At 53.5% G+C, this 19,787-nt stretch carries 16 protein-coding genes; 5 read left to right on the top strand and 11 right to left on the bottom strand.

Features of this window, described 5'->3' with window-relative positions; all coding sequences use genetic code 11:
• Positions 1 to 5 precede the first annotated feature (5 nt).
• The 4 genes from ACSHSR_RS12525 (at position 6) to ACSHSR_RS12510 (ending at position 2,352) form a co-directional block, all read left to right on the top strand.
• Positions 6 to 431, top strand: coding sequence for a DUF6559 family protein (locus tag ACSHSR_RS12525; RefSeq protein WP_096141227.1), 426 nt, complete (start codon positions 6 to 8; stop codon positions 429 to 431).
• Positions 432 to 565: 134 nt separating this feature from the next.
• Positions 566 to 907, top strand: coding sequence for a hypothetical protein (locus tag ACSHSR_RS12520; protein WP_044734307.1), 342 nt, complete (start codon positions 566 to 568; stop codon positions 905 to 907).
• Between the two features lie 92 nt (positions 908 to 999).
• Positions 1,000 to 1,407: a PaaI family thioesterase gene (locus ACSHSR_RS12515; RefSeq protein WP_025010485.1), complete on the top strand. Its 408-nt coding sequence runs from the start codon at positions 1,000 to 1,002 to the stop codon at positions 1,405 to 1,407.
• Positions 1,408 to 1,521: 114 nt separating this feature from the next.
• Complete coding sequence (locus ACSHSR_RS12510) at positions 1,522 to 2,352, top strand: tetratricopeptide repeat-containing protein (RefSeq protein ID WP_144196775.1); 831 nt, start codon at positions 1,522 to 1,524, stop codon at positions 2,350 to 2,352.
• Positions 2,353 to 2,419: 67 nt separating this feature from the next.
• Here the strand turns inward: ACSHSR_RS12510 and ACSHSR_RS12505 are convergent, their stop codons facing one another.
• The 11 genes from ACSHSR_RS12505 to ACSHSR_RS12455 all read right to left on the bottom strand — a co-directional run bounded on the left by ACSHSR_RS12505 (position 2,420) and on the right by ACSHSR_RS12455 (position 17,769).
• A complete protein-coding gene (locus tag ACSHSR_RS12505; protein WP_117200615.1) occupies positions 2,420 to 4,471 on the bottom strand; it encodes a TonB-dependent receptor in 2,052 nt (683 codons plus the stop codon).
• Between the two features lie 442 nt (positions 4,472 to 4,913).
• The gene (locus ACSHSR_RS12500; protein ID WP_129978997.1) at positions 4,914 to 8,513 is read right to left on the bottom strand and encodes a DEAD/DEAH box helicase; all 3,600 of its coding nucleotides are present in this window, start codon (positions 8,511 to 8,513) and stop codon (positions 4,914 to 4,916) included.
• Between the two features lie 16 nt (positions 8,514 to 8,529).
• Positions 8,530 to 8,964: a hypothetical protein gene (locus ACSHSR_RS12495; RefSeq protein WP_025010488.1), complete on the bottom strand. Its 435-nt coding sequence runs from the start codon at positions 8,962 to 8,964 to the stop codon at positions 8,530 to 8,532.
• 89 nt (positions 8,965 to 9,053) lie between these two features.
• Complete coding sequence (locus tag ACSHSR_RS12490) at positions 9,054 to 9,587, bottom strand: hypothetical protein (protein WP_025010489.1); 534 nt, start codon at positions 9,585 to 9,587, stop codon at positions 9,054 to 9,056.
• Positions 9,584 to 10,606 (bottom strand): hypothetical protein, encoded by a 1,023-nt coding sequence (locus tag ACSHSR_RS12485; RefSeq protein WP_479630802.1) that lies wholly within the window; start codon positions 10,604 to 10,606, stop codon positions 9,584 to 9,586. Before ACSHSR_RS12485 ends, ACSHSR_RS12490 begins: the two co-directional genes overlap by 4 nt.
• Positions 10,607 to 10,764: 158 nt before the next feature.
• Positions 10,765 to 11,190, bottom strand: a complete 426-nt coding sequence (locus ACSHSR_RS12480) for a DUF7079 family protein (protein WP_025010491.1) — start codon at positions 11,188 to 11,190, stop codon at positions 10,765 to 10,767.
• A gap of 60 nt (positions 11,191 to 11,250) precedes the next feature.
• Positions 11,251 to 12,408 (bottom strand): MFS transporter, encoded by a 1,158-nt coding sequence (locus tag ACSHSR_RS12475; RefSeq protein WP_479630801.1) that lies wholly within the window; start codon positions 12,406 to 12,408, stop codon positions 11,251 to 11,253.
• A gap of 275 nt (positions 12,409 to 12,683) precedes the next feature.
• Positions 12,684 to 13,004 carry a YdbL family probable chaperone protein gene (locus ACSHSR_RS12470; protein WP_144134657.1) on the bottom strand — a complete coding sequence of 107 codons (321 nt, stop codon included), beginning with the start codon at positions 13,002 to 13,004 and terminating at the stop codon, positions 12,684 to 12,686.
• Positions 13,005 to 13,034: 30 nt separating this feature from the next.
• Positions 13,035 to 13,217 (bottom strand): YnbE family lipoprotein, encoded by a 183-nt coding sequence (locus ACSHSR_RS12465; RefSeq protein WP_411394084.1) that lies wholly within the window; start codon positions 13,215 to 13,217, stop codon positions 13,035 to 13,037.
• Between the two features lie 29 nt (positions 13,218 to 13,246).
• Positions 13,247 to 16,897 (bottom strand): intermembrane phospholipid transport YdbH family protein, encoded by a 3,651-nt coding sequence (locus ACSHSR_RS12460; RefSeq protein WP_479630800.1) that lies wholly within the window; start codon positions 16,895 to 16,897, stop codon positions 13,247 to 13,249.
• A gap of 23 nt (positions 16,898 to 16,920) precedes the next feature.
• Positions 16,921 to 17,769: a D-hexose-6-phosphate mutarotase gene (locus tag ACSHSR_RS12455; RefSeq protein ID WP_479630799.1), complete on the bottom strand. Its 849-nt coding sequence runs from the start codon at positions 17,767 to 17,769 to the stop codon at positions 16,921 to 16,923.
• Positions 17,770 to 17,974: 205 nt separating this feature from the next.
• Here ACSHSR_RS12455 and ACSHSR_RS12450 point away from each other — a divergent pair, with 205 nt between their 5' ends.
• The gene (locus ACSHSR_RS12450) at positions 17,975 to 19,774 is read left to right on the top strand and encodes an acyl-CoA dehydrogenase C-terminal domain-containing protein (protein ID WP_208194143.1); all 1,800 of its coding nucleotides are present in this window, start codon (positions 17,975 to 17,977) and stop codon (positions 19,772 to 19,774) included.
• Positions 19,775 to 19,787: the final 13 nt, after the last annotated feature.

Below are 19,787 nucleotides of genomic sequence, written 5' to 3'. Positions count from 1 at the left end.
TTCTTATGTTTGCCCATCTGTTTCGAAAACGAAAGATAAGGCAATATGCCCGTAAGCTATCCAGGGATTTGCTAAAGCATTATGGCAAGAAGAGATATTACTCCAGAAATCAGCTGGAAAGGGCCTTAATCAGACAAAAGCTCAGGCGTCCGGCCAGAGACGGTGACAGCAATGGCAAGATTTCGACCAACGAATATTATGCCTATGCCATGTACTGCTCACCGGCCGAGTTTTCCCGCATTTCGATGCAAACTTCCATCGCCCAAGGTTCCAGTGAGCCGGACTATGGGCAACTGAGAAGGGAAGCTGCGGAGGTTACCTTTGGCCGGCCACAGGATTTTTCTATCACGAGCCTGCATGATGCCAGCACAGACCATAGTGCAGCGGAAACCGCCGCTGTGGAACTAGGGTGTGATTCTGGCAGTGATTAAGCTGAAAGTGAGCGAGCTGGTCGTGGGCGCTTGGCCTTTGCTTCTGCGATGACCACTCCTGGCTGACAGGAGAGCTCCGGTCAGCACTGTAAATCGGGCAAAAGGGTTAGAAGCTTATACTCAGGGAGAGGGCAATGCCGGAACTATTGATCCAGCTTGTGCTGGGTTTTGCACTGCTGACGGGCGTTTTGGGCTGGTTTGCCTTGATGTTTGCCTCGCTTCCCGGCGCCGAGCTGCGTCGCAGTTTGTCTATGCGTCTGGTGCGAGGGTTGTTTTACAGCTATCCCCTTTGGGTGTTGGTGCCGGTATATCAGCTTAAATACACCTTGGTGGCAAGTTCTGTGGATTTGCTTTGGGGGATAGTCCCAATGCTGCCTTTGTTGTTGGTCTGGTCGATATTCACCCTTCAGGGGCGGGAGCTTAAACGTCGGCAACAATCAAAAGTGGTATCAAAGCCCACGACCAAACAGGAGTAGAAGGGCAGCTAAACCAGAGGCTGCCAATGTCCAAGTAATACCCATGCCCATTGATACCCGCAACGACTGGCCTAACAATCAAGGAGGTTTAGATGGTGACTATCGCCGAGCTGCAAGCTTTTATTAACTATGAGCTGCCACATAGCGGCATTGTGATTGAACATCTGGGAGATAAGTCGGCCAGAGTGCGTAAGCCGATAACTCAGGCGCACCTGCGCCCCGGTGGTACTGTTTCAGGGCCGACCATGATGGAGCTGGCGGATATTGCCATCTATGTCGCCTTGCTGGGGGAAATAGGCATAGTGCCGCTGGCGGTAACCACTAACCTGAATATCAACTTCCTGCGTAAACCCAGTGCCGAGTGTGACATTGTCGCCGATTGTAGGCTGCTGAAACTGGGTAAATCACTGGCGATTGCCGAGGTGTCTGTGTTTTCGGACGGACACAGCGACCTGGTGGCCCATGCCGTGGGCACTTATTCCATTCCGCCGGCGAGCTAGCCTCTAACACTATTCAAAAACAGTTGTTGTCCTCCGCGCTGATAGAGATGTCGCATAATGTATATTCCTCCTGAAATCAATTTATTGTCACCTTTTACTGCGGACGAGCAGCCCATGGGACCCTATCCTTCATTGGGCTTTCTGCCTCTGTTCGATGCCGAGCTCGGCAACGGTGATTATTTTGGGCTCTATTGGCCCTTGGGCCGGGAGACAGAGGCGCCGATTGTCTGTGACATGTGGCACGATGAGGCCAAGTTGGTACCGGCCTTTTCCGGCGCCGGTAAATTTGTTGCCTGGCTCGAAGCCAACGACTGGGAGCGCGGCGATGAAGAGCCGCAAGACGCAGACTTTGCGCCAATGTTGGTTCAGAGCGCCAAGGCGTTTTTTCGCGGAGCAGAGGAGGGGCCAGCCAAGCAGGACGATATTGAGGCAGGCATTGTTTTACTGCAGCAGGCCTGCGAGCAATTACCGGAAGTGGGTGACTATTGGTTTGCACTGGCATCGCAGTTAAGGCGTTTGGGGCGAAATGAACTGGCGGCTCATGCTGCTCTACGGGCGTTTCACAGTAATTGGGCCTTCGGCATCCCCTCCGATGGCGTAATGCGAATGCTCAGCCAGGTGCAGTTGCAAACTTATCTTGAAGATGATCCCTTCATCCGCCGGCTCGATGGCTTTAAGCCGGGATTCGGCGGTGAAAAGCATAACGACAACTATCCCATCATGCTGGCGGCATCCAGGGAGTATCTGCAGGCTGGCCAAGTGCTGCCCGGATTGATGCTGTATCAAAACTATGCCTATTCCATGTACTTTGAGACTCAGGCCTTTCAAGAGCGCTATGGGTTTGAGCTGACTCGTTGGCAAAGCGAGTTTTCCGCCTTGTGTTTAACGCACTTAGGGGATGATCGCCGCGTGAGACTCAGTCATGAAACGGCTTGGAAGCCGTAACTCTTGGTCAAAGGGGCTTCAATAAAATTAAAAAGGCTCCCTTGGGAGCCTTTTGGCTTATCTAAGGTTAAAACTGGTAGGTGACTGAGACCCCAAAGTTACGGGGATCGACTATCGCCGCATAGCCATCCGGGTAGTTACGGGCTGCCGGAGAGCGGCTCAACACGGCTTTCTCATCAAAGGCGTTGTTGACGAAGGCGTTGAAGATCCAGTTGTCTGTCTCATAATTGAGCGACATACGTGCCAGCACATAGTCACCGGCAACTCGTTCCTCTGTGTTCTCAAAGTCACCATAGTACTCACCGACATAGTTGGCGGAGACACTGAAGGTAAGCTGATCTGTCAGCCAATACTGGGCACCGAGATTGGCGGTCATTGAGGGGGCCGAATCCAGTTCATTGCCCTTGGCTGAGGCATAACCTTCTCCAGGTTCCTTGATTTCCGAACTCAACAGCCCAAGGCCGCCGTGCAGGCGCAGATCCCGGGTCACCATGGCTGAGGCTTCAAACTCGGCACCATAGGTAATTACCTTGTCCATGTTGATAACCCGTCTGGCAGAACCTGTGGCCTGATATCCGTCGTAGTCGTTGTAGAACAGGTTGGCGCTCAGGTTGATATTACCGCCATCCAGGCTGGTTCTCAGCCCAAGTTCATAGGCGTTAACGTACTCTTCATCGTAGAAGTAGAACTCATTCTCCGGAAAGCCTATCGCCGCACCGGCGGCGTTGTAACCACGGCGACCGCTTAAGGAGACTGTGGTCTCGGCATTGATATCGTATTGCAGCACCAGCTTGGGCAACTTGATGGTCTTGCTGTTGTCCAGGGTATCTTCTATGGGCGTTTGCGGCTGCTTCATCCAGAAATTACGTAGCTGCGATTCCCGTTCGACCCGGCCTCCGGCGGTGATCCTGAAGTCATCGGTGAAGTTATAGGTAAATTCGCCGAAAACCGCTTTGGAGTCACTATTGTCGTCGCCGCGATAAACCGAACCGCCGATACTGTTGAAGTCTTGATCGCGCTTGAAATAGTAGAGGCCGATAAAGCCGCTGTAGAGTTCGCTGTTAAGGCCAAAATGCAGCTTGGTTTCAGCCGTGGTGTTGGACTCCTCCATACTCACCACTTGCTCGGTAGCAGGATCCTTGTCATAAGTATCCATCACCCAGTTGTAGTTCATTCTGGCCAGCAAGAAGTCGACCGAGAAATTGTCACTGATCCTGTAGTCCAGCTTGATGCTGCCGGTATCGGATTCAGTGTCCATGTTTCTGGGATTGATGGGCTGATACTTCCAGGGATCGTCACCACTGAAGTATTGCCGTCCCGTGTTGCCGCGCTCATGGTTTTTGGAATAGCTGAGCATGGCCTTGAGGCCGTCAATGGCAGCGGGCTCCCACAGGAGTTTGGCTCTTATTCTGTCTGTGTTGAGCTTATTCAGATCAAAGCCAGGCGGGTTAGCTTCATGGATAACCGGGTTGGCGTAAGTTTCACCATCGGTATGCTGCGCCGACAGGCGAAAGGCCAGCTCATCTTCAATCAAAGGGCCGGAGATAGCGGCGGCCGAGTCTATATATTGGCTCTCACTGCGATAACCCACACGAGCGGCACCCTGCCAGTCAAAAGTCGGATCCTTGGTCTTGATAAACATGGCGCCGCCTATGCTGTTGCGGCCATTGCTGGTGGATTGGGGACCACGGAACACTTCAATCTGCTCTATGTCCCACATGCCAGTATCGCCGGTCAAATCCGCCATAAAAGGTTCTGCCACTCCATCGGTTATGGTCGATACCCGGGTCTTGGCGCCGCCGGAAACCCCACTAAAGCCGGTGGCGGCGCCGTTACCGGAAACCCCGCGGATATTGGGCATCTGCCCGGACAGCACTACCAGGTTGGGTATTTCAGAGATGGCGTCATGCACCGACAGGTATTGCAGTGTCTTAAGCTGCTCTTCCGTGATGACAGATACAGATGAACTCACGTCTTTCAATGATTTCTCTGTCTTTTCCCCCAAAACGACAATTTTTTCGATTGATTGATTTCCGCGCTCGACAGCATCGTCGGCAAAGGCCGGTGATGCCAGCATAGCGAGTAGCAGGGCGTTGAGCTTAAACTTGTAGCTAGGCATGAGTATCTGTCCTGATTAACAAATGAAGCGATTGAGAAAATAAGCTTTAAGTGGGGGGCAAATTTATATTGTTACAAATATAAGTGCAAGTGATAATTGTTATCATTTAATAAATTGTGATCGAATGCAGGGAAATCTTTTGTAAAAGGGACAAATTGGATACACGAAATGAGTGGCCGCAGACGTTGGAATAGATGGGACAAGTATCTGAGCGCTCACAAGGTGAGTTGTCAGAGTTAAGTTTGCTCTTTGAGGGAAGATACGAACAAAAGGCTTGCCGTCGCTTTGATAAACTGGCCTTTACAATTAACCGGGCGCAGTTGAAGTTTACGGCTACTTGAAGGCCACACTTCGGATAAGTGAGCATGGCTTACCTGAGGGGTTATAGTCGTTTGGCGCCCGAACTCCATTTCGGGGCAGGCCCAAGGAAAACAGACAGTTATTAAACCGTCTGCTCGGTCTTGGGCGCGCGTTTGTGCCGTTTATGCCTTGATTGTTTATCATTGGGAGGCCGATTCTTTGACGGTTTTCCCATTGGTCTGTTGGGTGAATGTGTCGCTTTTTTGCCTGTAGCTTGTCTTGGGCTTTTGCCGTCGGCATCCGGTTTTCTTCGTAATCGGCAATGTTTGGGAATTCTGGCTATCACTTCGGCAAACAGGTTTCTGTATTTCCCGGCGGCGCCAGGGCGACTCAGAAACTCGAGATCGCCGAAGAAGAGCAGGCTTTGCTTGGCGCGGGAGCAGGCCACATTGAGTCGTTTCCAGTCGAGAATAAAGCGCAGGTTGCCCCGGGTTCGCACTGTGGAATAACAGACTATCTCATCTTCGCTGCCTTGAAAGCTGTCCACTGTATTGATGCGGATATTGAACTGACCCAGGCGATATTCCCCACTTGCCGCGGGCGATGATAACTCGCTCATCAGGGCACGGATCAGTCGTTTTTGGGCGCCATAGGGGGTGATGACGGCGATGCCCAGAGGCGTGGCAGGCTGATGAGTCACCCGGCTCTCAGTGGTGTTTTCCTGGAGATTATTTTTGTCTGCCAGATTCTTGATAAAGGTGACTATCGCCTCGGCTTCTTCGCGATTGTACTTACTGGTGCCTTCTTGTTGCTGTTGACCGGCGACATCTTTCCAAATCAAGGTGTGCGGCAGGACGAAGTCTTGTTCATTCAGTTGTCGGCCGTTGAACAGTTGTCGCTCACCGTCCGGGCTGTAAAAGAGCTCGGCGACCAGATCGCCTATCTTTTCCGGCATTCTGAACTGTTCAGCCAAAAAGCTTTTGCTTGTGGGCGGCAATTGTTCATAAAGGCCTTCAAAGAAACTGGTTTCCAGGAAACATTCGTTCAAAAAGGGTAATTCGTCATTGGCTTCATCTGTTTGCAGTAGCGGCGCAACGCTGGGAGGCAGTTGGAAATGATCGCCAATCAGTATCACCTTGCGGGCTCTGAGCAGAGGGATCATGAGTTCGGGTACCGTGGAGCGACCGGCTTCATCAATGATCACGAGGTCGAACCTGAGCTGATCTATGCTTTGACGTCTGGAAGCTAGTCCAACGCAAGTCGCGCCAACCAGATTATGATCTGCCAGTAACATCCAGTTGAGCTCTTTATCAAGCCTTTGTTGTTCCTGCTCTGTGCCCAAAACGCCGTAAAGCCAACGGTGAGCTAGCTCAGGCAAAGGTTCGGCTTCGGTTGTACAGGCCAGGGCACTGCGGCGACTTCGCTGTTCAAAGTCATTCAGCTTTTGTTTAATGGTGTAGTCGCTGAGTTTGCCACTGACCTTGTCATCGGCCCCAATTCTCAATAGCCGTACCTCTTGCTGCTCCAGCAAGGCTTGGTGTAAATCAATAAAGCGTGCCAGGGCGTTGTCCACCGCCGCATGTTGCTGCGATACCAATAATACCCGGGTCTCTGGACTATGGTGGAAAATCTGGTGCAGCATCTCCACTATGCAGGTGGTCTTGGCGGTACCGGGTGGCCCCTGGATCAGAGCAAGATACTGCTCACTGAGTGCTGTGCGGATAACCTGCTTCTGGCGTTCGGTCAGTTGGGTATTTTGCCAGCAAAGATCTGCGCGCAATCTGTGTTGCCAGAATGGATCCTGTTGCGGCGTATAGCTGCCCGGTGCCAGAAGTATCTGCTTTAGCCTGGGCTCGACCAAGGCATCGTTACGAAATGCATCCAAAGCCGCTTGTTGTCGCTGAAGCGCATCGTCAAACAGCTTGAGACTGAGCCGCAGGCATGTTTTTGTTGAACCGACCTGAGTGGATTGCAGCTCTTGTGCCCATTTTTGCGGCAACCTCAGCTGCATACTACCGGAATCGATAGTCACTTCGAGGCGGTTTTGTTGCCGGGCGGGAAGGGGATTGAGCCAGACAAATTCGCCTGCGGCGGTTTCGCCCCAGTATTCGAGGGTGCAACGAGGCGAAAAACCACTGCTTTGCTGCGCTTTGAACCCGGCTTTGAAATCCGCCAGCAGCTGGTGCTGACTGCCATCGACGATAAAGTGCAGCAGTAAGTCCTGCTCTTGCTCCTGCAGCTTGTCGGCCCGTCCCACTAAGGTGATATCCAACTGCGCCTGCTGATAATCGAGCACGCTTTGCCACTGACACAGCATTTTCAGTTGCGCCATCCGCGTCTGGCTGTCGGCTTCACTGCTGCTCAAGTGGTTGATAAAGGCGACAAGGGCACTGATACCATCCGGATTGGCCAGCACACTGGACTCAAGAGCACTGTCTGCCGGGATCAACATAAAGGGCAGCTCATACCCCTGACCTCTGTCTTCAAAGTCTTCGACATCGCTGACCCGCAAACAGGCTTGCTTGGTATCAATTTGGCAGTTCAGCGCCAGAGTGTGGCGGGCCAGTCGCAAGTCACCGCTGTGCTGTTCCATATCGGAATGGAGCAAGCGCCAGGGCGTTGGATCATCCGCCCGCAGCGCCATGAGCTCCTGCTCAGAAAATAGCTCTGAAGGCAGGTAAAGATAGAGTGAGCCTTCATCTGTGCCGCCGAGTTCGGCCGTGTCCAGCATATTGAGTTGAATTCTTCCCCGGGATTGCTGCTGGCCAGGGCTGGCGTCTAGCGTCAGGTTGTAAAGCTCTGGCCAGGCTTGTATCTGTTGGCCCGGTAGAAGTTCCAACATGGGGTTGGGGGTCATCTGCCTTGGCAGAAAGGCGGATATGGCCTTGCCTTGAGTATGGGCCAGATAACCTTTGGCTACCCGGCGTTCAATTTCGAATGCCATTGGCCTGGCAGACATTATCGCCTCTACCCAGGCGACACCTCTGGCGACACAGGCATAGAATAACCGGGTGCCATTCTTGCCGCTGCGTTGGTGAGTTATTTGCAGCGGAATGGCTTGTGGATCGTCATAGCTGAAAAACAGCTTGCGCTGCAGGTCGTTGCTCCAGCCCTGCAAGCCCAGGTTATTGCCAAGATGCAGCCTGCTGTTGAAGGGCAGGTCTGTATCCAGTTCATCTTGCTCTACCAGCACCACTTTCCCGACATAGAGCCATTCTGCGGGTAAGGTCGGGCTCGGTGGCGTAAGCTCATCCAGGTGTTTTTTGAGTTCAGATACCGAAGGCTCGGTGTCGAGCGTATCCCGCACGGCTTTGAGTTGTGCCAGATACCAGTCGAGATAGTCTTTGTAGGCAACCAGGCGGCTGCGGGCATCTTCTACCTGACAATAACTTTGCTGCAGCGCCCGGCGCCGATAGGGGCTCAGCCCCTCATCATTGAGCTCTGTGGCTATTTGCTCGGGTAACAGTTGGAGTTCGGCGTCTATCAGGCTGACTTTATTCAGCAGCTCATGATATTGAGCTTCCATTTTGGAGAAGAGTTGCTGCAACGATTGACTCAACTGTAGAGCTTGCTGCCTGTCGTGCTCTGCCGCCATGCGGCTATAACGCCGATTGAGAGCGTCTATGTCTCCGCGCAACTCGTCGTGGCGCTGATGCTCTTTAGCTGTGGCTCTATCGAACAACCAAGCGGTCGCAGTTGCTGTGACAGTAACCCCTATGCCTATGATGATGGCTGGCAGCACTCAATAAACTCCTGGATTAAAGGTTTGGCAATTTATGCAACAGTTGCAGCAGCTGATATTCTTCATCGCTGGCTTCACCCAAACTCACCTTACGGCGCAAAATCTCAATCGTTTGCTCGCGACTTTGATGATTCTGTCGCCAGCGTTGATGGGCCTGTTCATTGAGTTGATGTTCATTGTCGGCCTTGAGCCTGTCGAGGGCGATTTCCTGACAGCGCTCCTGATGTTTGAGTTGCGCCTGACGTAATTCGTTGTCGGACAGCTCTATCTCTTTTAACGCTTCGGCTTTTACTCTTTCAGTTTCCGCTCTGGCAGTTTCCAGTTGGTTGTAACTCTGATAAGCACTGACCGCCTCTTTGGCTAGTGCAACGACTTCTGCGCCGCTTAGCTCCGGGGTTTTGCTTTGTGGTTTGGCCGGGGACTTGGTGCCAATTCGGCTGGGAGTTTTCATTTGTGTATGCCCTCTGAACTTCAATAGCCTTGATTTAGGTGAATTAGGGTTGACGATAATGAATCGCAAATCTTTAACTAAGCTTGGTGTTACTCAAAAGCGCTGACCAAGCACAAGAGTTGTGCCTTCATTAACTCATCGGTCAGTCTGCTGAGTCGTCTGAGCTCTGGGCACTCACGGCGAGCGGTACTTCTCAGATGCTGCAACTGTCCAAGAAATAGCTCCAGACTCTGGCGGCGACTCTGTAGTTCTGCGACAAGTTGAGTCGTCAGGTGATTGTCGTGCTGTAATCTGTGTTGCAGCAGTGTCATGCGCTCCTCGGCCTCCATTTGCCAGAGCGTTTGCTCCAGTGCCATCTGTTTGCTGAGGTTTTTGAGTTGATGCTGCAACGTACGTTTTTGTGCTTGCAACTGCTCGGTGACTTCTTTGGCACGCTGCAGCTTAAAATAGGAGTTGAGGCAGTCAAGTACCGAAATGGCGGCATCGACCCACACCAATACAGGGTTAACCCCTTTGGCGCCGCGCATCAGTTGGTAACCTATTCGGCCAGCCTGGTAGAGCCTCGCCTGCCGGGCACTGCCAATTTCCAGGGTCTTACTGGCAAACAGTGAAACAGTTTTCATTGGTTTGGCTCCAACGAGGTTTCAAATTGTGCCTTGAGTGCCGCCATCAGCTGCGGCTTGTCGAGTCGCAGTGGGCGCAGGCTCTGGTTCAGCGTGATGTGACGACTAATGCCGGTATCAAGGGGCTCATCTTTCGTGCCGATGACCTGCAACAGTTCGCTTATGGGCTTTTCAGCGCTCTTGGGCCAACTAGCGTTGCCTTCAACTCGCTCGCTGGTGTTGATAATGGCGCCGCTCAACTGGCACAAGTGGAGTCGACTGGGTGGGGGACTTGCCAGTGTTGAATCGAGCAGGGGCGGCACAGTGTAATTAGCTTGATATTCGAGTGTCGGGGCTTTTAATAGCAGTGTGCCGCGTTTTTCCGAAGTTAATGATGTTTCGCTATCAAGCTCGACCCAGGCATAACGAAGCTCTGTTTCATCGCCGATAATCTCAAGCAGTGGCTGCCAGGCAGTACGCTTCTCCTGGAGCATCCTGTGATACTTGGTCGGACAAAGCTGTTGCATCAGCTCTGTTAGCTCCCCTTGATTTTCCAGGCTGGAGGCCAATCGGCGGTTCAGTCTTTGCTGTTGCAGCACCGTCTGAATATTCCAGTCTGTTTCGTACTCTCTCAAGGTCATCCAAGGTTCGGAGGGGTTATTTTTCAATAATAGTTGTTCATCGTGGCACCAAACGGGATTGAGTTGCGGATCCATCACATCAAGCCATAGCACAAAGCTCAGCTCGGTCAGCTCACAAGCCAGCGCCATTTGACTCCCTTGTGGGGTCAATTGGCGCAGATCATCTTCCAGCCAGCCGAGCGCACATAAACGTTCGAGCAGTGGCGTCAGTTGTGAGCTTGTCAGTGCCGTAACTTGCTGGATCTGTTCCTGGGTTACACCGTATAAGGTAAAAGATTGCAGCAAAAAACGTGAGACCTTACCCAGGATATCCAACTGTTGATGACGAAAGCTCAACCGATAACGACGCATGGGCAGAAGAATATTCAAAGGGGTTGGAAGGCTATTTGTATGGGCCACTGTTGGATCTTACTTATCTGTTTGAGCTGGAGGTTTATGTCATGAGAGACGGCGCAAACCTTAACACGAAAGTTGAAATAAAAAACCAGATATTGAGTGTTTTTTTGAAAAAATATTAATATATGCAACAGCTTGCATAAAATTGATTCAATATGATTTCAAAGCTTGTCAGCGAGTGTGTTATTGCGCCGGCTTTGGATCTGCAGCGACAAGAGTTGCCAATGAGGCGTCAGGTAACGGGCGAACATTCTTTGTGCCAGGCGCTGCTTCAATCTTTGCCAAAGACCGGGAGGAGTAGTGAACTGCAACATAATACTCTCCTTGAGCCACTGCTCATCGAAACCGGCCCATTCGCCACAGACATCGAATAGATTGGGGCCACACACAGGGGCAACTTCGCGGTACAGAATATGCTCCAGTTCCGGCAGGGAATAGGGTGAAAGTGCACATACTCGGGTGATGCCGGGGTAGTGCAGGGCGACATCTGTATCAAGAAACAAGTCCGACAGTGCGCTCCATACCGCCTGGCGGGTGTGGAGCGTTTCTGCGTCTTCAAGCATGATCTGTGCGGGGGATTCAGCCATAGGGTCCTTCCTTTGGGGCTGCAGTCTGTGCCGTGAGGTTAACCAAAGGGGCAATCGACATCAAGTGTTGGCTGCCTGTGGTTCGCGGCGCCAACCCAGACTCATGGCGAGGAGCAAAGCCATCAGCGCCAGCAAGGCCCCGGCCAACGGAAGCTCTTTCAGTCCTGTGCCCAATGCCAGCAGAGTCCCGGCAATCCAGGCACCGAAGGCATTCCCCAGATTAAAGGCACTTTGGTTAAAGGTTGACGCTAACAAAGGCGCCTTGGCGGCACTCTTGACCACTAACATCTGCAGCATGGGGCAAAGCGCAAAGCCGACAACTGACCACAGCATCAGCAGCGGCACGGTTAACAGCAAGCTGCCGAGGCAAAAATGCAACAGGGTTAGAATGCCAATCAACGCCAGACTCAGGAATGTGAGCGAGGGCAGGAGTTTTCTGTCGCCGAGAAAGCCGCCAAGCAAACTGCAAAGAGACAATCCCAACCCCAAGGCAAACAGTACCAAAGTGATCTCCTTGGGAGAGGCGCCGCTAACTTGTCCCAAGGTTGGGGCAATATAAGTGAAAACACTGAAGAGGCTGGCGTTGGCCACCACGGATAAGGCCAGGCCGCTGAGGACTTTGCGGTTCTTTAGTACCTTGAGTTCATCTTTAAACCTTACCTTTTGCTGAACCAGATTGGCCGGCAGGTAAAACCACAATGCAACGAGTGCCAACAATCCTATTGCGGCAACTCCCCAAAAGGCGCTGCGCCAACCCAGTGCCTGACCTATGGCTGTACCCAGGGGCACTCCCAGGATATTGGCCAGGGTAACGCCCATAAAGACCAACGCAATGGCTTGGGTCCGTTTTTCCGGCCGGGACAAATCGGCAGCCACTATGGAAGCCAAACCAAAAAACGTGCCATGACATAAAGCGCTCAGTACGCGAGCCAGCATCAAGGTTTCATAGCCATCGGCCAAGGCGCAGCAAAGGTTACCGCCAATAAACAGTAACATAAGCCCGAGTAGGGTGCGCTTGCGGGGGATCCGGGCAGTAGCCATCGCCAGTACAGGGCCACCGAATACTACGCCAAGGGCGTAGAAGGTCACCAACAGGCCGGCCTGAGGCAAGCTGACATTGAGTGACCCGGCGACTTCGGGCATTAAACCCATAATGATAAATTCGCTGGTTCCGATGGCGAAACTGGCGAGAGTTAACGCAAGAATAGCCAGTGGCATCTTGACTCCTGTGGATAGTGGCAAGCGACGAAAGATAGTGCTGCAGTCATAGTTCAGAAATAATTCAGCAAATGCGATTTTACGACCCGTCTGTGCTGCCACGCTCATGAAAACTTGTTATGGGGCTATGCCATGCGGAAATTGAAGGGTGGGGGCACCTTTGAAGCGACACAAGCGGGCTGCGCTTATGTCAGGGCCGGGGAATATTTTGATAAGGGTTAAAGCGATAAAAAAGGACCAGCATCGAGCCAGTCCTTATTAAGGGGGGGAACGGGTTATTTACGAACCCACTTGCCGGAAGTATCCTGCACTATATGGCCTTTGTCGGCGGCAGCAATCGCCTTGGCGCCAGCGAGTTTGGCGACATCATCCACGGAAATCCCGTTTTGACGGGCGATTTTTTCATAATGTGCCCGGCGTTTGGCATTGATATCCTTAACCAGTGCCGTCACCTCGGCGCTGGATTTGACCACGCCCAAATAGCCGTTTTGCTGTTCACCCACCAACCCTTGGCTCTTGGCGTCCTGCAAACCTATGGCAAAGACGCAGAAACTCATCAACAGGGCGGCAGTCAGGGTCATCAACTTGGTTTTCATCTGTGTTTTCCTTTCGCGAATTCTGGCACCTTAGAAGAGTTCATCATTGGTCAGCAGCTGATCCAACTCTTTATCGACCTTAATGCGAATTTCATGTTCGATTTTCACATTCAGGTTGATAACGATTGGCTTATCCGGTGGCTCAATCTTGACCGTTGGGGTACAACCCGACGCCAGCAGCAAGGCTGTAGCCAGCGGCAGCAGAAATTTAATCTGTTTCACATTCATGTCCTTTTGTGTCCTCACTGCATGGAAGCTTCAATTTGGGTTTGAAGCTTGTCACCTATGGTCAGACTCCTGAGGAGCTGCAGCATGTTCTCCTCATGAGAGTAGTTCAAGTGGATAGGGCGTTCAATCCCCTCGGCCTTACCTTTTACTTCAACCTTGAGCCAGGCCTCACCATCCGGTGCCATATCGTAAGTGCTGGCCAGGGTAGAATATTGCAAGTGTTCGAGGGTAGAAAAGGCAAAGTCCAGATAGGGTTGCCCAGCACGCATTTGAGCTACAGCCGGATTATTGCCGACCTTGATAAGTCCGCCTGGGGCACGGGCCGCCAGGCGGCCGCCTTTGACCGACACCTGGCCGTCGGTAATAAATACCGGCAATACACCATCGAAAATACCGTCGGCGTAGATGCCTTCCTGAGGCTGGATGGCCAACAGTTCTTCCAGGCTCAGGCCCTGCAACACCAAATAGGCATTGGATGGCGCGTTGAGCCGCAAGCGGAAGCTGGGCAGCAGCATTTGTCCCTTGAGTAACTCGCCTTGGCCGCGCACCTGAATATCGGCATCCCGAAACCCGGGCAACAGCTTGGCTTGAGTGCTTTGGTTGCTGTCGAGTTCAGGGGTCAGGCTGAGCTGGCCTTCTAAACCCAGGTTGGTCAACAGCACTCCGGGGTTGAAGGCCTGTACCGAAGCCTTGAGCTGCTGACAGTTGAGTTCGGCCTCTGCCGGCGCCTTGGCTTCCTTGGCCAGTGTCAAACGGCACAATGCCGACAGGTTGGCGCCATCAAATGGTAACTGACTGATACTGCCAGAGAGATCCGACAGCAGCGGGTTGAAATCCAGTTGCAATTGCAGCGCTCGTCCAAGCCCTTCGAGCTTGAGGTCGGCAATCATATGGGTCTCGCCCCTGAGTACCAACTCAGGAGGCAAGGGCAGGTTCTTGGCCGCCAGCGCCTTGATATCCGCGAGATCCGTATCCAGGGTCCAGCGACTGTTCAAGCGATAGCCAAGCGGATCTTTGGCCCGCTTGGGCCAGATGGGCATAAAGTCGTGGCGGCTGTGAAGCGGGATATTATCCAGTTGCCAGTTTTCTTCACTGATAAGACGGTTATCCTGCCAGTCAATGGTCTGGCTGAAGCTGCCATAGCCCAGATTGAGCAGGGTTTCGGTGCGAGGTCCGAGCTTGGTATGCCGGGTTTGGCTTAAGTTGAGCCCATCGAAGGCCAGATTCAAACGACTGGCAAAACGCTCATCCAAGAGTTGGCTCAAGAGTGGCAAGTGCCGTTTTTGATTTTGGTTGGCATCCAGGGTTCGACTGAGCCCGGGGCTCAGGAGCGAGGTTTGGGCAATCGACAGTGCCAGCGGTCCGCTTTTAGCCTGCAATTCACCCAACTGGCTGCTGACCGCGGGCAAAGACAGCTTAAGTTTGCCTTGGTTGAAGCTGCCACTGAGAGGGGCCAGCAGTGACAACTTAAAGCCCGAGAGTTGGATACTTTTATCCTCTATACCGGCTTGAATGGCGCCTGTGCTGAACCCGGGGTTGGCGGCGAGGCTGAAGTCCAGTTGTTGCCCTTCGCTTGTCGACTTCAGTGCCAGCTTACCGCTAAGTGCCATTGAGGCGCCCTGATTGAGTTGCAATTCAGTTGCAGCCGACTGCCAACGAAAACCGCTCGGCAGGGAGGCTTCAAGGCGCCAGCCTGTGCTTGCTTGTTCCAGTGGCAACTGCTCAAGGCTGAGTTGCAGGCCTTGAATGGCCTGTTGCAGCGCCAGTTCGAGTCGCTGCTCGGCCGACGAGGGCTTTGAGTTTGAGGAGTTTGGTGAGCTTGAGCCTGATGAGCCAGAGCTTGATAAACCAGAGCCTGATAAACCAGAGCTTGAGAAGTCAGAGCTTGATAAGCCAAAGCCCGGTGAATTTAACCCTTGAGGTTTGGCGCTTTGCGGCAAAGAAACAGAAGTGTCTTGCTGTGCTCCTGTGGCCTTTGGCAGTTGCAATTGCAGGTTTTCAAGGGTCAGCAGCAAACTCGGCCGCTCGCCACTACTGAGCGCTGCCGGGCTCAGTTTCGCAGCACTTGGCTGATTAATTGGCGTACCGAACGACGCTTGCTGCTTCTCTGTCATCAGGGCGGGCAGTAACGGCCGCACTGTCAGACTCGGCAGCGATACCCGCATGGATGTCTCATTGCCCGTTGCCGCATTGTTCTTTGTATCAGTGACCTTGGTGGGTTTGAATTCGGCGTCGAGGCCCTGATCAAGCGCCAGCTCAATTGCGGCGATAAGGGGTTTTACTTGTTTTTTTTCAGCTGGCTCTTGCGCCAAGACTTGCTGCAGCTGCGCCAATTGCGATTCGAGTTCCGCGGCCTGGGTTGCTGATGTTTGTGCGGATGTGGATGTTGCTGCGAGCAAGGCAAGCAGCGCTTGGCGCTGAGCCGGAGTGGTTGAAAGCGTAAGTCTCAGCGGCGCCAGCTCAAAAATCTGCTCGCTGGTGGAGCCCGAAAAGCGAAAGCGCAACCCCGCGCCATCACTATCCTTAACCTCAGCCTCAGCCTTGGCACTGAAACTGGCAGCAGCGTTGGAACTTGGGCACAGAGGGCTATCGGTCAATGAATTGTGTGCCTTAGCTTCCAGAGGCAGCGGCGTTATCTTAAGCGCCACTTGCTCGAGTCCTGGCATGGCAATAGTCGGCGTTGACCAGCAATGGCGCGAGTCTATGTTGCCTTGGGTTAAATCCAGAGTCAGTTGCGAGAAGAGATCTCCGCCAAGGCTCGGCATTAGCTCGGCATTCACTATTTCATCAAGCTTAAAGGCGCTGATGAGGGGCGCTGCGGCCGGGTCCTGCTCAACACTTGCCAGCGCCTGTTGCAGCGCTTTGAGATGCAGTTGACTGGTCAATCGCCAGGCGGGGGCACCGTTGGCGAGTTTGGCTTTCAAGTCGGCGGTTAATGCCAGCAGGGGCGTCTCTTGTCTTGTTTGAGTTCCTGAGTGAGTCTCTTGTTGCACTCCTTGTAACCGGGTGGCCAGCTCAGTAACCAGTTGCCCGGAAGGGCTGAGCTGCAACTTTTGCAGCATCAGAGTAAAGCTTGGGGTATTACCTGCCTTATTCAAGGTCAGCGACGTATTGGGCGTATCGGATACGCCCGCCTCGGGTTGCAGGCTTATTCGGGTCGGCCCCAGGGCTATTTCGGGCACAGAGTTCAAGTCCAGCGCCAGGCTCTGACCGCCATCATCACCGCCGGGCAAGAGTAGCTCAGGCGTCAAACTAAAACCGGCGTCTTGATAGCTGACTTTTTGAAGTTGCGCCATCAACCAGTCGGTGGAGCCAGGGGGCGGCGTCGATGCTTCGCCTGCCAGCAATTGCCAAATCCGTTTTGCGCTGACAGGCGATTTGAGCTGAAGCCTGAGTTGATGAAACTCAAGCTCGCTGCCCTGGTAATCAAGCTTGAGATAATCGAAGCTCAGTCTGTCCCAGCCTTCAGGCGCCAGGCGCAACTCGTCGATACGAATATCTTGCGCAGCCAGATATTGATTAATATGCGGCAGCAGCCACTGCGGCCTTTCATACAGGGACCAAGCCAGCCCCATCAGCAGGGCACCCGGAAGCAGCACCAGCAGAAGCAACAGGCCAACAGCCCATACCGTCAGGCGTTTCTTGCTTGGGAGTCGATACCTCATTGGTGTTTCCCGGCCTTGGCCGCTCACTCCTGCCAGCGGATTTCTGTGGTCAGAGTGTGACTCTGTTTGGGGCCGAGCACCAGTTTATCTTCCAGCACATTGGCGGCTTCCAGGCAGACCATGGACAGGTAATCCTGCTCTTGGAAACGGGCCAGCCGCTTGGACTTGTCTATCCAGGGATTCCAAAGTACTGCCGAGTGGCTCTGCTCACGTCTGACAAGAATCGTGCCGTTGGGGGTATGCAGCTTTTGCAGCTCGGACAAGCCGGTGTAAACCCGGTCGGTCTCGCGCTCAAAGCGCACTTCGTCCTCGACTTGTGCATATAGGCCTTCACCAAACTCGATATATTGGCTGCCGGCAAAGCCTGTGGCGCGCAGCTGGTGGATATCGCCGATGGGGAAATAAGTGTGCAGCGCCTGGGTCAGCGTCACGCTTTGCTCTCCGAGGTTGCGGTTAATCAGGCTGACTCTGAGGCTGTCGCTGAGGACAAAGTCCAGCCGCACCTCGGTATCGTGGGGCCAGTAACCTTTGTCCTCGTCGCTGAGTTTAAGGGTAAAGCTCAGCTCTACCCGTTCATTGCTGATATGAGTTCGCTCAAGTTGCCACAGCCGGGTACGGGCAAAGCCATGCTGGGGCCAGCTCTCATTGGCATGCATGCCAAACCAGGGCCAGCAGACGGGAATACCGCCGCGAATACCACTGCCCGGCAGATAGTCATCGGCAGGAGAAACCCACAGCAGCGGCGCCTTGCCCTTGGGCACAAAGCTGTCTATCTGGGCACCCTGTAAAAAAATACGGCCGTAGCAGAGTGGAGTATCGATTTCGATATAGTCCAGACCATTGGGGTGTTTGCGGGTGTTGACGCTGGCCATGCAGGATTCCTTTAGCGGGCGAACAGGATAATGCCCCTAGCTTACAAAGTTTTACAGCCCGAGATAAGGGGCTGTTCAAGCGAATTTACGCAGAGCGCTGTTCTTGTATTCAAAAAAAGTGATATAAAACTGGTCAGAGGTGCTGAGTTTTTACTCAGAATTGGCTAAGGTGAGACATCAATCACAGGGAAAAGGAAATAAGCATATGGCAAGTTATCAGCCGCCGATGCGGGATTACCGCTTTATTCTTGAACAGTTACTGGATATTTATCAGCAGCCAAAGCTGCAGGGGTTCGATGAAATTGACCCTGAGTTGGTCAATGCCATTCTCGAAGGTATGGCCGATTTCAGCACTGGGGTGATGCTGCCGCTTAATAGTGTCGGCGATCTGCAGGGCTGTCGACTGGAAGCCGACGGGGTGAAAACCGCCGAGGGCTTTATCGATGCCTATCGCCAGTATGTGGACAACGGCTGGCCAACGCTGACCTGTGATCCTGAGTTCGGTGGTCAGGGCTTGCCGGAAGTTGTGGGTATTTTTGCCACCGAAATGCAGACCTCCTCCAACATGGCCTTTGCCATGTATCCCGGGCTGACCCACGGTGCTTACAGTGCCATTTTTGCCCATGGCTCCGAGGCGCTCAAGGCCAAATATCTACCCAAACTGGTGAGCGGCGAGTGGACCGGCACCATGAATCTGACCGAATCCCATGCCGGTACCGATCTGGCGCTGCTGCGCACCAAGGCCGAGCCCAGCACTGACGGTTGCTATCTTGTCAGCGGTGAGAAAATCTTTATCTCCAGTGGCGATCACGATCTGGCCGAAAACATAGTGCACCTGGTCTTGGCCAGGTTGCCGGATGCACCGGCCGGGGTGAAGGGGATCAGTTTGTTCGCCGTGCCCAAATACTGGGTCAAGGAAGATGGCAGCCTGGGCGAGGCCAACAATGTCAAGGCCAGCGGCCTCGAGCATAAGATGGGCATTCACGGCAATTCCACTTGTGTGATGCTGTTCGATGGCGCCAAAGGCGAGCTGGTGGGCGAACCCCATCAAGGCCTCAGAGCCATGTTCACCATGATGAATCAGGCGCGCATGGGCGTTGGGGTTCAGGGGCTGGGCGTCTCTGAAATCGCTTATCAGAACGCGCTGGCCTACGCCAGAGAGCGGGTTCAGGGAAGGGCACTGTCCGGCACCAAGGCGCCGGAGCAAAATGCCGATCCTATTCTGGTGCACGGTGATGTGCGGCGGATGCTGTTGTCGCAAAAAGTCTTCAATGAGGGCGCCCGCGCCCTTATCGGCCAGCAGGCGCTGTGGCTCGATGAAGCCGAGCGGCATCAGGATGCCGAGCAAAAGGCCAGAGCCAAGGCGTTGGCGGCGTTGTTTACCCCTGTGGTCAAGGGCTTTATCACAGATAGAGGCTTCAGCGCCTGTGTCGATGCCCAGCAGGTGTTTGGCGGCCATGGTTATATCCATGAGTGGGGGATGGAGCAGTTTGTCCGTGATGCCCGTATCGCGATGATTTATGAAGGTACCAATGGCGTGCAGGCCCTGGACCTGGTGGGACGCAAGCTGATGGGGGACAAGGGCGCGGCGCTGAAACTCTGGGCCGCAGAGGTGGAGGCCTTTATCGAAGGTGCCAAACCCAAGGCCGCTCAAGATCCCCGGTTTGCCAAAGTGCTCGAAGGTTTGGGCCAGGCGGCAATGGATCTGCAGCGTGGTACTCAGAGCCTGATGGAGTTGGCGATGAAGAATCCCGACAACCTGGGTGCGGCCTCAATGCCTTATATGCAGCTGTTTGGCACAGCTGCGCTGGCGTGGATCTGGGCGCGGATGGCCGAGCTGGCGCTCGATGGGCTGGCAGATGATGCCGACGGTTTCTATGCCGGCAAACTGGCCTCGGCGGGTTTCTTTATGGACTACTATGTCAGCAGCGCCAGTGGCTATCGGCGTCAAATCGCCGCGGCCAGTGAATCCATCATGGCCTTCGACGACAGTTACTTCGGCTAAGCTTCAATACCAA

The sequence above is a fragment of the Shewanella sp. VK101 genome (assembly GCF_056497865.1).
The sequence above is the reverse complement of the archived record's forward strand: the minus strand, read 5'-3'. Positions and strand labels throughout refer to the sequence as shown.

Bases quoted from the DNA above. Each gene is read 5' to 3' on its own strand.
- ACSHSR_RS12525 (WP_096141227.1), top strand. From the start codon at position 6: ATGTTTGCCCATCTGTTTCGAAAACGAAAGATAAGGCAATATGCCCGT.
- ACSHSR_RS12520 (WP_044734307.1), top strand. From the start codon at position 566: ATGCCGGAACTATTGATCCAGCTTGTGCTGGGTTTTGCACTGCTGACG.
- ACSHSR_RS12515 (WP_025010485.1), top strand. From the start codon at position 1,000: ATGGTGACTATCGCCGAGCTGCAAGCTTTTATTAACTATGAGCTGCCA.
- ACSHSR_RS12510 (WP_144196775.1), top strand. From the start codon at position 1,522: ATGGGACCCTATCCTTCATTGGGCTTTCTGCCTCTGTTCGATGCCGAG.
- ACSHSR_RS12505 (WP_117200615.1), bottom strand. From the start codon at position 4,471: ATGCCTAGCTACAAGTTTAAGCTCAACGCCCTGCTACTCGCTATGCTG.
- ACSHSR_RS12495 (WP_025010488.1), bottom strand. From the start codon at position 8,964: ATGAAAACTCCCAGCCGAATTGGCACCAAGTCCCCGGCCAAACCACAA.
- ACSHSR_RS12490 (WP_025010489.1), bottom strand. From the start codon at position 9,587: ATGAAAACTGTTTCACTGTTTGCCAGTAAGACCCTGGAAATTGGCAGT.
- ACSHSR_RS12480 (WP_025010491.1), bottom strand. From the start codon at position 11,190: ATGGCTGAATCCCCCGCACAGATCATGCTTGAAGACGCAGAAACGCTC.
- ACSHSR_RS12475 (WP_479630801.1), bottom strand. From the start codon at position 12,408: ATGCCACTGGCTATTCTTGCGTTAACTCTCGCCAGTTTCGCCATCGGA.
- ACSHSR_RS12470 (WP_144134657.1), bottom strand. From the start codon at position 13,004: ATGAAAACCAAGTTGATGACCCTGACTGCCGCCCTGTTGATGAGTTTC.
- ACSHSR_RS12460 (WP_479630800.1), bottom strand. From the start codon at position 16,897: ATGAGGTATCGACTCCCAAGCAAGAAACGCCTGACGGTATGGGCTGTT.
- ACSHSR_RS12455 (WP_479630799.1), bottom strand. From the start codon at position 17,769: ATGGCCAGCGTCAACACCCGCAAACACCCCAATGGTCTGGACTATATC.
- ACSHSR_RS12450 (WP_208194143.1), top strand. From the start codon at position 17,975: ATGGCAAGTTATCAGCCGCCGATGCGGGATTACCGCTTTATTCTTGAA.